The 13,828-nt window shown below is 73.5% G+C and carries 8 protein-coding genes; 4 read left to right on the top strand and 4 right to left on the bottom strand.

All coding sequences use genetic code 11. The annotated features are described in order from the left end of the window. Nucleotides 1-503 precede the first annotated feature (503 nt). The 3 genes from M878_RS58280 to M878_RS58270 are packed head-to-tail and all read left to right on the top strand — an operon-like array spanning nt 504 to nt 7,951. Entirely contained in the window at nt 504-2,708 is a 2,205-nt protein-coding gene (locus M878_RS58280; protein WP_023545749.1) for an MMPL family transporter, read from the top strand. 47 nt (nt 2,709-2,755) lie between these two features. Beyond that, nucleotides 2,756-7,279: a type I polyketide synthase gene (locus tag M878_RS58275; RefSeq protein WP_031224537.1), complete on the top strand. Its 4,524-nt coding sequence runs from the start codon at nt 2,756-2,758 to the stop codon at nt 7,277-7,279. A gap of 15 nt (nt 7,280-7,294) precedes the next feature. Beyond that, entirely contained in the window at nt 7,295-7,951 is a 657-nt protein-coding gene (locus M878_RS58270) for a 4'-phosphopantetheinyl transferase family protein (protein ID WP_023545747.1), read from the top strand. 47 nt (nt 7,952-7,998) lie between these two features. On the opposite strand, the gene M878_RS58265 is transcribed toward M878_RS58270, so the two are convergent. Continuing rightward, a complete protein-coding gene (locus M878_RS58265; protein ID WP_023545746.1) occupies nt 7,999-9,207 on the bottom strand; it encodes a pyridoxal phosphate-dependent aminotransferase in 1,209 nt (402 codons plus the stop codon). A gap of 81 nt (nt 9,208-9,288) precedes the next feature. Here M878_RS58265 and M878_RS58260 point away from each other — a divergent pair, with 81 nt between their 5' ends. After that, entirely contained in the window at nt 9,289-9,915 is a 627-nt protein-coding gene (locus tag M878_RS58260; protein WP_023545745.1) for a winged helix-turn-helix transcriptional regulator, read from the top strand. 50 nt (nt 9,916-9,965) lie between these two features. Here M878_RS58260 and M878_RS58255 read toward each other — a convergent pair whose 3' ends face one another. Genes M878_RS58255 through M878_RS58245 form a run of 3 tightly spaced genes read right to left on the bottom strand, consistent with a single transcriptional unit; the run spans nt 9,966 to nt 13,552 of the window. Then, a complete protein-coding gene (locus M878_RS58255; RefSeq protein ID WP_031224536.1) occupies nt 9,966-10,769 on the bottom strand; it encodes a hypothetical protein in 804 nt (267 codons plus the stop codon). Beyond that, nucleotides 10,769-12,031 (bottom strand): VWA domain-containing protein, encoded by a 1,263-nt coding sequence (locus M878_RS58250; protein ID WP_023545743.1) that lies wholly within the window; start codon nt 12,029-12,031, stop codon nt 10,769-10,771. The genes M878_RS58255 and M878_RS58250 overlap by 1 nt, the downstream gene beginning before the upstream one ends. A 9-nt stretch (nt 12,032-12,040) precedes the next feature. Then, nucleotides 12,041-13,552 carry an IucA/IucC family protein gene (locus M878_RS58245; RefSeq protein ID WP_031224535.1) on the bottom strand — a complete coding sequence of 504 codons (1,512 nt, stop codon included), beginning with the start codon at nt 13,550-13,552 and terminating at the stop codon, nt 12,041-12,043. Nucleotides 13,553-13,828: the final 276 nt, after the last annotated feature.

The following is a 13,828-nucleotide window of genomic DNA, read 5'->3' as shown; positions in this document are numbered from 1 at the left end:
CGCCATGCGCTGCGCGGTCCAGAACCGCGCGGCCTGCCGGGCCTCCTGCCCGGCGGAGGGTCCGGGCGGCGTGGACACCCGCGCCTGCGCGGCGGGCGCCGCGAGCCCGATGGGCGCCGCACACAACACGGCCACGGCCACCCGGCCCATGCGATACGAGAGCAACGGTCCTCCCCCTGGTCTGCCTGGTCTGCTGGCACCGGACCAGGGAGAACGGCAGCGCGCCGGTCGAGCGCGTACGTGGGAACCCCGTACCGAAGCAACCCCCTGGTCGGCCCCGCCGCCGGAGACGACGGGACACGTGATCTTCGCACATGTTCGCGAAACCGGGCGCGGCGGACTCGCCGTCGGCCTGGTGCGCGGCGCCCCCTAGCGCGCGACCCGCCCTCCGTCAAGTAACGAACAGTCGGGGCTGGGGCGCCTCCTCGCTCGCGGGGGACGGTGGCAGCCGACCGTCCGTACACCCCCCCGCCGGAGCGGACGCCAACCCGAAAGGAGGCGGGATGTACCGCTGGCTGGGCGCCTTCGCCACCCGCCGCCCCCGATGCGTGCTGCTCGCCGCCCTCGGCTTCCTCGTCCTGTCGCTCGTCGTCGGCGCGTCGGCGACGAGCCGGCTGAAGACCCAGGGGTACGACGACCCCGCCTCCGACTCCAGCTTCGCGGCCCGGGTGACCGCCCCGTACCCGGGCACCGACGCGAACCTGATCGTCGTCGTACGGGTCCGGCACGGCGGCGTCGACGGTTCCGCCACGCGCGGCGAGGGACGCACACTGACCCGGCGCCTGGCCGCCCAGCCGTACGTGAGCGACGTGTCCTCCTACTGGAGCGGCGGGGCGCCCGGGCTGCGGGGCAGGGACGGCCGCTCGGCGCTGCTGCTGGCGCACGTCGACGGCGGGGCGGAACAGCTCGGCCCCCGTGCCGAGCGAGTGCGCGCGGCGCTGTCCGGCGATCCGGCACTCACGGTGCGGGTCGGCGGCCCGGCCCTGGCCGGCAGCGAGACGCAGCACCTCGCCGCCGCCGACCTGAAACGGGCCGAGGCCGTCGTCCTGCCCGGCACCCTCGCGCTGCTGGTCCTGGTGTTCGGCAGCGTGGTGGCCGCGGCCCTGCCCCTGCTGATCGGCGTCCTGGCGATCGGCGGGACCCTGCTGGCCCTGAGCCTCCTCGGCGCCGTGACCGATGTGTCGGTGTTCGCGCTGAACCTCACCACCGCGCTCGGCCTCGGCCTGGGCATCGACTACGGGCTGCTGATCGTCTCCCGGTTCCGGGAGGAACTCACCGCCGGGCACGAGTCCCGCGAGGCCGCCCGGCGCACGGCGTGCACCGCGGGCCACACCATCTTCTTCAGCGCCGCCACGGTCTGTGCGGCGCTGGCGGCGCTGCTGCTCTTCCCGCCGTACTTCCTGCGCTCCTTCGCCTACGCCGGCATCGCCGTGGTGGCCGTCGCCGCGGTCGCGGCCACCACGGTGCTGCCGGCGCTGCTGGCGTTGCTCGGCCCGCGCGTGAACGCGTGGGCGGTGCCCTGGCGCCGCCGGGCCCGGGCCGGCTGCGCGTCGCGGTTCTGGGAGCGGCTGGCCGGGGTCGTCGTATGCCGCCCGGTGCTCGCCGCACTGCCGGTGCTGGCCCTGCTGGCGGTGCTCGCGGCACCCTTCACCCACGCGGAGTTCGCCACCCCCGACGACCGGGCGCTGCCCCGGATCACGTCCAGCCGTCAGGCCGGCGACCTGCTGCGCGGCGACTTCGACCGCGGCAGCGGCGGCGCCCTCACGGTGTTCCTGACGAGCCCCACGCCGCAGACCGCACTCGACTACGCACCCGGGCTGTCCCGCCTGCCCGGCGTGGCCGAAGTCGTCGGACCGTCCGGAGTGTGGCGGGAAGGCAGGCGGGTCGCCCCGCCGGGCTCCGCGGCGACCCGCCTGCTGCCGTCCGGTCCCGGCGCTCCCGCGCTGTTCTCGGTGGTGCCGTCGGTCGACCCGCGTTCGGGCCCCGCCCAGCGCCTGGTCCGCACCATCCGCAGGACACCGACGCCCGCGGGAACCGAGATCCACGTCGGCGGTCCGAGCGCGGCGCTCGTCGACGCCAAGGACACCATCGCCCGGCGGCTGCCGATCGCCGCCGCCGTGATCGCAGCCAGTACGTTCGTGCTGCTGTTCCTCTTCTCCCGCAGCCTCGTCCTGCCGCTGAAGGCGATCGCGCTGAACTGCCTGAGCCTCGCCGCGGTCCTCGGCGCCATGGTGTGGGTCTTCCAGGCCGGACACCTGAGCACCCTCCTCGGGTTCACGCCCGGGCCACTCAGCACGACCATGCCGGTACTGCTGTTCTGCATCGTCTTCGGGCTCTCGGTCGACTACGAGGTCTTCGTCCTGGCCCGCATCAAGGAGGCGCACGACGCCGGGCACGACACGGCCGACGCGATCGTGAACGGAGTCGCCCGCACCGGCGGCATCGTCACCACCGCGGGTGCCCTGCTCGCCTTCACGCTCCTGGCCTTCGGCACCTCCCGGGTGGCCCTCGTGCAGTTCTTCGGGATCGGGGCGGGCCTCGGCGTCCTGCTCGACGCGACCCTCGTGCGCGGGGTCCTCGTACCGGCGCTCATGCGACTCGCCGGCGGACTGAACTGGTGGGCGCCGTGGACGTCGGCCGGGCGGCCGCCTCCCGCCGGGCCGCCTCGGGAGCGTCCCCCGCCGGACCGCGTGCCCGCAAGGGCATGACACCGGCCCCCTCATCCCCATCCCCCTCGCACGAATCAGGTCTCCCCATGAACGACATCGCCATCGTCGGCCTCGGCTGCCGCTTCCCCGGCGCCCGCGACACCCACGCGTACTGGCGTCTCCTCCTCGGCGCGGAACGGCAGTTCGCCCCCGTCCCGAAGGAGCGCTGGGACCACGCCGCGTTCCACGACCCCGTCGACCGCTCCGCCCCCGACACTGCCTACACCGACCAGGTCGCCTTCCTCGACGGAGTGGACCGCTTCGACGCCCCGCACTACGGTCTGCCGCCCCGCCGTGTGCAGGCCATGGACCCACAGCACCGGCTGATGCTGGACGTCACCCGCGAGGCCCTCGACGACGCGGGGCTCGGCCGGGGCGGCTTCGACCGGGAGAGCACCGGCGTCTTCTTCGGCCTGTCGGTCTCCGACTACAGGGAGCTGGCGGTGGCCAGGCTGAGGGCACTCGGAGTCGTCGACGGGTGGGCCGACCCCGCCCTCGCGCGGATGCTCAAGGAGCGGGCCGTGGAACACCTCGCCGCCGCCGACGCCTTCACCGTTCCGGGAAGCCTGCTCAACATGGCACCCGCCACGGTGAGCCGGCACTTCGGCCTGGGCGGCCCCAGCTTCGCTGTCGACGCCGCCTGCTCCAGTTCCCTGATCGCCCTCGACCAGGCGGTACTCCACCTGCGCCAGGGCAGCTGCACCATGGCCGTCGTCGGCGGTGTCTACCTCAGTCTCACCCCGGACAGCCTTGTGGGCTTCTCCCGTCTCGGCGCACTGTCGGCCGACGGGGTGTGCCGTCCGTTCGACGAACGGGCCGACGGCTTCGTCCTGGGCGAGGGCGCCGGCGCCGTCGTCGTACGGCCGCTGCGGGACGCGCTCGCCGCGGGTGACCGTGTCTACGCCGTCATCAAGGGCATCGGCTCGGCCAACGACGGCAGCAGCCCCGGCCCCGTGACCCCGACACCCGAAGGACAGCTGCGGGCCATGCGCCGCGCCTACGCCGACGCGGGGCTGCCGCCCTCCGCCGTGGGGTTCATCGAGGCCCACGGCACCGGCACCCCGGTCGGCGACCGCGTCGAGGTGGAGGCGCTGCGCCGGCTGCGGAGCGAGCACCCGGACGAGGACCCCGGCGTGAGCTACCTGTCCTCGGGCAAGGCTCTCATCGGGCACTCGCTGTCCGCGGCGGGCATCGCGGGGCTGATCAAGACCGCCCTGGTCCTGCACCACCGTACGGTCGTGCCACAGCCGGAGTTCACCCCCGACCCCGGTCTCGGGCTAGAGGCGGCCGGACTGCGCATCGCCGGCACCGTGCGGCCGTGGCCGGACGGCCACACCGTTCGGTGCGCCGCCGTCAGCGCGTTCGGCTTCGGCGGTACGAACGTCCACGTGGTCCTGCAGGAGGCGCTCGCCCCGGACCCCGTACGACGGCCCGCGGGCGCTCCGTCCGCGCCCGAACCCCAGCTCGCCCTGATCTCGGCAGGCAGCCCGGAGCTGCTCCGGAAGCACATCGGCGAGTTGCTTCGCACCCTGGAGCACACGCCCGACGTGTCGATGGCGGCGCTGGCCCACACCCTGGGCGGGCGCGAGCCGCTGCCCAGCAGGCTGGCGATCGTGGCCGCCGACCCCGCCGCGTTCACGCAGCGGCTGCGCCGGGCCCGCGAGCAGCTGGCTCAGGGAGCCCGGGGTGACCTCGGCGACGGTGCCTTCGCCGCCGACGCGCCCCTGCCGCCCGCCGAGCGTCGCGTGGCCTTCGTCTTCCCCGGCCAGGGCAGTCAGCAGCCGGGCATGCTGCGCGACCTCCACCAGAGGTTTCCCGAGTTCCGCCGCGTCGTCGGCGCGCTCGGCACCGAGGCGGGGACCGATGTGTCCGGTCTGCTCTACGGCAACCGTGCCGACGACCCGGAATCGAGGCGGCGGCTCGCTGCCACCGAGGTGTGCCAACCCCTGCTCGGCACCGTGCAGATCGCCGCCACCCGGCTGCTGGCCGCGTGCGGTGTGGCCCCCGACCTCGTGCTCGGGCACAGCCTCGGAGAGTTCGCCGCGGCCGCGGCGGCCGGCTTCCTCACCGAGGAGGAGACCGTACGGCTGCTCGCCCATCGGGGTGCGGTGGTGCGGGCGGCCGATGCCGAATCCCGCGGCGGGATGCTCGCCGTGCAGGCCGACAAGGGGACCTGCCGGCGTCTCGTGCGGAACATCGACGGCGTGTGGCTCGCGTGCTTCAACCATGCGCGCCAGATCGTGGTGAGCGGCACCGAGGAAGGGCTCGACGCGCTGCGGCGGGTGTGCGCCGAGGCGGGAATCGCGACCTCCGCCCTCGACGCGTCCCACGCCTTCCACACTCCGCGACTGGCCGGGGCCGACGACGCCGTGCACACGTATCTCGCCCGCCGCCCCCTCACCACGCCGCGCCTGCCGTTCATCTCGGCCGTGAGCGGGACGGTGTGTGGCGAGCCCGGGCTGCTGCGCGAGCTCTGGTCCCGCCACGCCTCCGCGCCGGTCCGTTTCGGTGACGCCGTGCGCGGCGCCTACGACGCGGGTGCCCGTGTCTTCCTCCAGGTGACGGGAGGCGGTTCGCTCCTCACCTCCGTCCGCCGCAATCTCACCGGCCACGACGACGTGCACGTCCTCGCCGGTACGGCGCCGAACGACGCGTGCGGTTTTCCGCGGGCGCTGGCCCGGCTGGCGGTCCTGGGCGTTCCGGTCGACCCTCGGGCCCTGGTGCGGGAGGACGAGCGCCGGCTCCTGGACCTGCCGGTGGCCCGGCTGGAGGAGCAGTCCCACTGGGTGCGCCGTCCCGATCCCGGGAGCGGGCGTCACACGCTCCCCACCCCGACCGGCAACTCGGTCAGCCCTTCCGCCGATCCCTCGATCTGCGTCCCGTCCGACCACCCGACCATGGAGACCCCGATGCACGAACTGCTCGACCTCATCCAGCAGCAGGTGACGAGCCTCAGGCAGCTGAGCGACGCGCTGCCCACCGCCGCCACCGCCACCACTGACACCGCCACCGACACCGCCACCACGACCGCCCGGCCCCGGCGTGCCGCAGCCGTCCCCGACGCGTCCTCCCCACCAGGCCCCTCTCCCGCCGCCGAGGTCGAGGACGCCGTACTCGAGCACATAGCCCGCGTCAGCGCCTACCCGGTGGATCACCTGCGGTCCGGTCAACACCTGGTTGACGACCTCGGCTTCGACTCGCTGATGCTGACCGACCTGTTCACCTCGCTCAAGGCTCGCTGGCCCGCGCTGACGATCGACGAGAGATGCGTTCGGCCGACCGTCGGAGGCATCAAGGCGTTGGTCACGGGGGACGCCGGGACGGCCGACGTCCCGACTCCGGAAGAGCGGCGGCGCATCGAGTGCTTCCCCGAGGTCACCGCGCACCACGAGCGCAAGGACGCGTTCGGTGAACTCCGGCTGCCGAACCCCTACTTCCTGGTCCACGAAGGCGGCATGACCGACCGCACGGTCGTCGACGGCCGGGAACTGATCTCCTTCTCCGGCTACAACTACCTGGGCCTGGCCACGCATCCCGCGGTGCGCGAGGCCGTCAAGGAGGCCGTGGACCGGTACGGCACGTCGGCTTCCGCGAGCCGGCTGCTGTCCGGCACCCGCCCGCTCCACCGGGACCTGGAGAGCGAACTCGCCCGCACCCTGGGGACCGCGGACGCGATCACCCTGACCAGCGGTCACGCCACCAACGTCACCGTGATCGGGCACCTCGTCGGGCCGGGCGATCTGATCATCCACGACGCGCTCGCCCACGACAGCATCCTGCAGGGCTGCAGGCTCTCGGGTGCGACCCGGCGGCCCTTCCCGCACAACGACGCGGACGCCCTGGACACGCTCCTCACCCAGATCCGCCATCAGTACCGACGGGTGCTGGTAGTGGCCGAGGGCGTGTACAGCATGGACGGTGACATCGCCGACCTGCCCGCCCTCGTCGCGGTCAAGCGCCGGCATGGCGCTCTGCTCATGGTCGACGAGGCGCACAGCATCGGCGTACTCGGCGCCGGCGGGCGCGGCGTCGGCGAGCACTTCGACGTCGAGCGCGCGGACGTCGACCTGTGGATGGGCACCCTGTCCAAGGCGCTGGCCGGGTGCGGCGGTTACGTCGCGGCGAACCGTGCCGTGGTCGACTACCTCCGCTACACCGCGCCGGGCTTCGTCTACAGCGCGGGGATGACCCCGGCCGACGCGGCCGCCTCGCTGACCGCGCTGCGGCTGCTGCGGGCCGAACCGGAGCGTCCTGCCCGGCTCGGGGAGAACGCGGCGCTGTTCGTGCGCCTGGCCCGCCGGGCGGGTGTCGACACGGGGAGCAGCGAGGGCACGCCGATCGTGCCGTGCGTCGTGGGGGACTCGGAGAAGACGCTGCGGCTGGCCCGGGCCCTCTTCGAGGAGGGCATCAGCGTCAACCCGATCCTGCATCCGGCGGTCCCCGAGGAGCTGGCCCGGCTGCGGTTCTTCCTCACCTGCGAGCACACGCCGGAGCAGATCCGGTACGCGGTCGAGGCGCTGGAACGACAGCTGCGCCGGGTCGGCGGCGCGGACATCGCCCCCGCGGCGTGACGACCGGAGCCCGTCATGTCGCACACCGTGTTCCCGGGGATCACGCCGGGCCGAGTCCACCGCTGGGGCGGAGCGACTCTCCTCGTGGCCCGGCGTGACGCACCCGGCCGGCGGCCCTCCTGGTCGCGGCTGCCGCTGTTCACACCCGCCGAACGGCTCGTCCTCCACGGTCTGCCACCGTGGCGGCAGGCCGAGTGGGGAGCGGGCCGCCTGATCGCCAAGACCGTGGTGTCCTGGCTGACGGGCCTGCCGGTGACCGACGTGGAGATCCTCCCCCGCGACGACGGCAGCCCCCGCGTCTCGGTCCCCGGCCTCCATGTCTCCCTCAGCCACACGACCCACCACGTCGCGGCAGCCATCGCATCCGGCGCGGTCGGCGTGGACCTGTGCGAGACGACCGCCGCACCCGCCGTACGCCGCGCCGCGGCCCACGTCATGGCCCCCGAGGAGCGACAGCTCAGCGGCGAGACCCCGGAACTCCTCACAGCGGCCTGGGCGTTGAAGGAAGCGGCGGTGAAGGCCGAACGTCAGGGCCTGTTCAGCGAGGCCCCACGCCGCATCCGCATCCTCACCCTGGCCCCGCCCACTCTGTCGGGCGACCGCCGGGCCCTGGTCGGCAGCGCGGGTACGGCGACCCTCGCCCTCGTCCTCGGCGACGGGCAGGGTGGGTGACACCCGTTCCGCCCCCGACCCGCCTTCGCGACACCCGGCCTCGGTGACTACTGCCGGTACCCGCCGAGGAAGCGGCCGATCCGGCCGATCGCGGCCTCCAGGTCCTCCGCGTGCGGCAGGGTGAGGATGCGGAAGTGGTCAGGGGAGGGCCAGTTGAAGCCCGTGCCCTGGACCACCTGGATCTTCTCGCGCAGCAGCAGGTCGAGGACGAACTTCTCGTCGTCGTGGATCCGGTGCACCTTCGGGTCGATGCGCGGGAACGCGTACAGCGCGCCCTTGGGCTTCACACAGGACACGCCGGGAATCTCGTTGAGCTTCTCCCAGGCCACGTTCCGCTGCTCGTACAACCGGCCGCCGGGCAGCGTCAGTTCGCGGATGGACTGGCGGCCGCCGAGCGCGGCCTGGATGGCGTACTGCGCGGGTGCGTTGGCGCACAGCCGCATGGAGGCGAGCATGGTCAGGCCCTCCAGATAGTCCTTCGCGTGCTGCTTGGGACCGGTCACGACCAGCCAGCCGGAGCGGAAGCCCGCCACCCGGTATGTCTTCGACAGGCCGCAGAAGGTGAGGACGACCAGGTCGGGGGCGAGGGACGCGGCGGAGTGGTGGACCGCGTCGTCGTACAGGATCTGGTCGTAGATCTCGTCGGCGAACACCATCAGGCCGTGCCGGCGGGCGAGGTCGAGGATGCCCTCGACGACCTCCTTCGGGTAGACCGCGCCGGTCGGGTTGTTCGGGTTGATGATCACGACCGCCTTCGTCCGGTCCGTGATCTTCGCCGCCATGTCGGCCAGGTCCGGGTTCCAGTCGGCCTGTTCGTCGCACAGGTAGTGGACCGCCTTGCCGCCGGCCAGGGTCGTCGCGGCCGTCCAGAGCGGGAAGTCCGGGGCGGGGATGAGGATTTCGTCGCCGTCTTCCACGAGCGCGGTGACGGCCATGGAGACCAGCTCCGAGACGCCGTTGCCGAGGAAGACGTCGTCGACGCCCACCTCCAGGCCCAGGTTCTGATAGCGCTGGGCGACCGCGCGGCGGGCGGAGAGGACGCCGCGCGAGTCGGTGTATCCGTGCGCCTGCGGCAGCATCCGGATCATGTCCTGGAGGATCTCCTCCGGCGCCTCGAAACCGAAGGCCGCGGGGTTGCCGGTGTTCAGGCGCAGCACGCTGTGCCCCGCCTTCTCCAGCGCGTTGGCGTGCTCGATCACCGGGCCGCGGATCTCGTAACAGACCTCGCTGAGCTTGTTCGACTGCCGGAACTCCATGCGCCCCTCCGGAAACGTGTGTTGCTTGGTTTTACCAAGTGGGAGCTTGGAAAGTCCAACAACGTGTCTAGACTGCGTCGCATGTCACCACGCCGAAGCTACGACCAGTACTGCTCCGCCGCCCGCGCCCTCGATCTCGTCGGCGACCGCTGGACCCTGCTGATCGTCCGGGAGCTGCTGGCCGGCCCCCGGCGCTACACGGACCTGCACGCGGACCTGCCCGGCGTGAGCACGGACGTCCTCGCCTCCCGGCTGAAGGACATGGAGCGCGACGGCCTCACGACCCGTCGCCGCCTGCCCCCGCCGGGTGCGGCCTACGTCTACGAACTCACCGAGCGCGGGCGGCAGTTGCTGCCGGTGCTCCAGGCGCTGAGCGCATGGGGCGCGCCGGAACTGGGTGAACGCCGCCCGACGGACGCGGTGCGAGCCCACTGGTTCGCCCTGCCGCTGCTGCGCGGCCTGGACGGCGAGGGTCTGGTCGAAGTCCGCCTGGAGGAAGGGGACTTCCATCTTCGGGTGGGCTCGGAAGAGGGCCCGGTGTACGGCGACGGCCCCGCGCCCACCGAGGCCGACGCCCGCATGACGATGGACGCGGCGACATGCGAGGAGGTAGTGCGCGGAGAGCTGACCCTGCCGGACGCCATCCGGGCCGGGCGGGTGACGGTGACCGGCGACGGCACGCTGGCGAAGGCGCTGCGGGAGGCGTGACGGCGGTAAAGCGAAGGCCCGCCGGAAGGCGGGCCTTCAGTCATGTCGGCTCACACGCCCGGCGGCACCCGCGACGGCCGTCCCGACCCCCGCGTCAGCGCATACCCCCCGATCCCGGCGAGAGCCGCCAGCACGGCCCCGATCCCCGTCCACACCCACCGGTCGGACCACCATCCGGAGGACCAGCCGTCGTGCGAGCCGAAGCTGGACAGCACCGCTGCCTTCGAACCGCCCGTCTCCTCCTCGGACTTGACGGCGATACCGGGCACCAGCGGCTTGCCCAGCGAGCCGTCCGCCGCGGCCGAACCGCCGATGTCCTTGGAGTCGACGCGCACCACGGCGCTCACCGGCTGACCGAGGTCGGCGGCGCCGAGGTCCACGACGGTCAGCCGGATGTAGTACGTGCCCGGCAGGGGGTCGTCGGCCGACGGCTCCGCCCAGCCGCGCACCGTACGCAGCACACAGGCCAGCTCGATGGAGGAGGCGTCCTGCGCGGCGGTACGGGGGTCGGCGCCATACTGGCAGGCCTGCCGGCGCCGCAACCCGTCGTAGACGTCGAGCTGCCAGCTCTGGGCGCCGTGCGTCCGCGGGAGCTTCACCGTCGCCTTGACGGTGGGCCGCTGGCCGATGTCCGCCGGGAACGACCAGTACAGGTAGTCACCGGTGGAGCCGGACGCGGTGGCCTGCTGCCCCTGCTCCAGCTCCGTCGCCGTGCGGAAGGAGGTGCCCGCCTTGGTGGGCGCCGAGCCGTCGGCGGACGCGCTCGGCGAAGGGCTCGGGGTGTCGGCGGCGGCCGGCCCGGCGGCCAGGCCCAGGGCCAGCAGCGCGCCGCCCAGTACGCGAGTGATCCGCATCAGTTCGTCCTCCAGATCGCGACCCGCCAGCGCGACAGCCAGCCCCACAGCAGACCCGCCAGGAAGCCGGTCAGCACCAGCGCGCCCAGCAGCCACCAGCCGCGGCCGAGACCGAAGGACGCCACGTCGTGATGGCCCGACGGCCCGTCCACGACGTCCACGGTCAGTTCCAGCGGCAGCCCGGGCGTGGTCTTGACCCCGGAGCCGGCCGCGAATGAGTTGGTGACCTGCAGACACACGGTCTCCGCGGGCGCGTTGTCGTCGTCGCTCGCGGCCTTCGGATAGCGCAGACCCGTCGAGATCACGTCCGTACGTCCCGTGCCGGCCGCCTCGCCGCGCACGATCTCCCGTCCGTGCACGGTCATCGCCCGCAGCAGCACCCCGTAGTCCGGTCCCACGGCACGGTCGTCGGCCACGCTCACCGACGCGCGCAGCTCCTTGCCGGGATCGACGTCGACCTTGTACCAGCGCTGCTGCCCGAACTCCTCGCGGTCCGTGTACAGCCCGGACTTCAGCGTCGGCGCCTTCTCGCACTGCGCGGCACCCTCGGTGGCCACCGGCGTCACCACCGGATCGGCCGCCCGGTCGACCAACTGGCCGACGCGGCTGCTCAGTTGCTCCTTGTGCCGTACGTCGGTGTAGGTGCCGCCGGTGGCGTCCGCGATGCAGCTGAGCTGGTCGCGGGTCTTGGCGTCCGGCACCAGGCCGAGGGTGTCGATGGTCAGCCCGACGCCCTTGGCCGCTATCTCCCGGGCCACCTCGCACGGGTCGAGCGGCTGGCAGGTGTCCTCGCCGTCGGTGATCAGGACGATACGACGCGTTCCGCCGCCGCTGTTCAGGTCGTCCGCCGCCTTCAGCAGGGCGGGCCCGATCGGCGTCCAGCCGGTGGGCTGCAGCGTGGCCACGGCCGTCTTGGCGTCGGTCCGGTTCAGCGTGCCGACGGGGTAGAGCTGCGCGGTGTCCTTGCAGCCCTCCTTGCGGTCGTTGCCGGGGTAGTTGGCGCCCAGCGTGCGGATGCCGAGCTGGACCTCCTGCGGGGTCGCGTCCAGCACCTCGTCGAACGCCTGCTTCGCCGCGGCCATCCGGGAGCCGCCGTCGATGTCCCGCGTCCGCATCGAACCGCTGACGTCCAGCACGAGTTCGACCTTCGGCGCGGCCGTCTGTGTCTCGTCGGCGACGGCTCCGCCGGGAAACGCGATCCCGGCCGCCAGGGCGGCGAGCAGCGCACAGACCCCCGCCGCCAGCCGTTGTCTTGTGATCATCGCCGGATCTTATTGATCGGACGGGCCGGGCTCCAAAACGAGCGGATTCGGCAGGGACGTCCACTGGTCGCCCGGCGTTCCCGGGGACAGCCGCATCAGGGTCAACGCCTTCGCCGGCAGCGGGCCTTCGCGCAGGGCGCGCAGGTCGGGGGTGTCCGGCAGGCCAGGGAGGGCGGCCGACAGCGCCGCGCCCAGCGCCGGGCCCGAACCCGCCGTACCCGCCAGGGCGCCCCCCACCAGGGAGCCGAACAGCTTGCGGCGCAGCGCCGTTTCGTCGTCGGTGATCAGCCGGCCGGTGAGCGGCGGCGGAGCGATGCCGTGCCGGGCCAGCCTGGCCGGGCTGATCCGGATGTCGGCCAGATCGCGGTAGACCAGCCGCACCGGGGTGCCGTCGGCCGCCAGGATCACCAGCAGGTTCTGCCCGTGCGCCTCCAGCGCCACGCCCAGGTCGAGCAGCCGCAGGCCCACGGTCAGTGCCAGCCGGGTGAACGCGGCCAGCCAGCCCCGCGCCTCCGGCAGGCCGGTCGTGGCGAGCGCGGCCACCGGAACGACCCGCTCGCCCGGACCCGCGTACCCCTGTGGTGACTCCCGCAGCAGCGCGGCCAGATCGGGGGAGTGGGCCGAGACCGCGCCCAGCGTGCGGGTGATGTGCAGCAGGCCGTCGGTGCGCGCCGCCAGCTCCTCGCCGAGGGCGGACAGCGGCGCGGCGGCCCGCACCGAGTACAGGGAGATGTCCCGCACGGAGGACGTCAGCCGGGTGCTCAGCGCGGTCTTCACATGCGGGCCGTCGGCCGGCGCGAGGGTGCGCAGGGACAGCAGCGGACGGGCCGGGCGCCAGGGGGCGTACGACCGCTTGAGGACGTGCTCGGCCTGCCACGGGTGCACGGGCACCAGCACCCGCCCGCCGTCCCGCAGTTCCGCCGGCCAGTCGCCGCTCACCAGGCACTCGTCCGCCGGCACCGGCACCGTCCCCAGCTCCACCAGCGGCCGGTGCTCCGGGCCGTACGCCAGCTGCTCCGCCACCGAGAAACCGGGCCGGGAACGGCAGTTGGGGTGGAACGGATGACCGTCGGTCACCCGCTGCTCCCACGCCCAGTCCTGCTCCGGCCACTCCTTCGCGTGCTCCGCGTCGGCCCGGGACAACGCCAACGAGGCGACGCTGCCCGCCAGTTCGGCGGCGAAGGCGGCAGCGTGCGGCACCGCCAGGGCGGTCATCAGCCCGGCCGGATCCACCTGGCGCTCCCGGTCCAGGCGGACCCCGGTGACGTACGCGCTCGTGGCATACGGGTCCGCGTGCGGCCCGTACAGCGTCCGTCCGTCGGCGAGGTGCAGCGCGAGGCTGTGCGCGCCCCGCACCCGGCCGGTGATCCACGGCAGCGGCTCATGGGCCAGCGCCCGCCACAGCCGGGTCAGTACGGCGGCACGGGCGCCCGGCAGTTCCGCCGTGTACCGGGGCAGCAGCGCGGGCCGGACGACGGCCAACTCCTCGGCCATAGCCTCGGCGGCGGGGCGACGGTGCACTGCGGCTCCTCGGGGACGTGGACGGCGGAGGACGATTGTCAGGGACGGAGACATACTGAGCGCGACGACCCCCGACGAAACGAACGGATCGCGTGGACCTCATACCCCCGCCGGCGCCGTCGGCCCCCGCGCCGACGCCTACGCGGCCGCACCCCTGCTGAACTGCCTGCTGCGCGAGATGGCCGAGCCGCTCGCGGCCCCCGGTGACCTGCCGGTCCACCGACTGCCGAGCGGGCGGCTGCTGCGGGTGCGGGCCGGCCGCCGCCCGCCGACCCC

This window comes from Streptomyces roseochromogenus subsp. oscitans DS 12.976, from assembly GCF_000497445.1.
In the GTDB taxonomy this organism is placed as follows: Bacteria; Actinomycetota; Actinomycetes; order Streptomycetales; family Streptomycetaceae; genus Streptomyces; species Streptomyces oscitans.
Note: the sequence above shows the minus strand (reverse complement) of the source record. Positions and strands in the feature narration are given on the sequence as shown.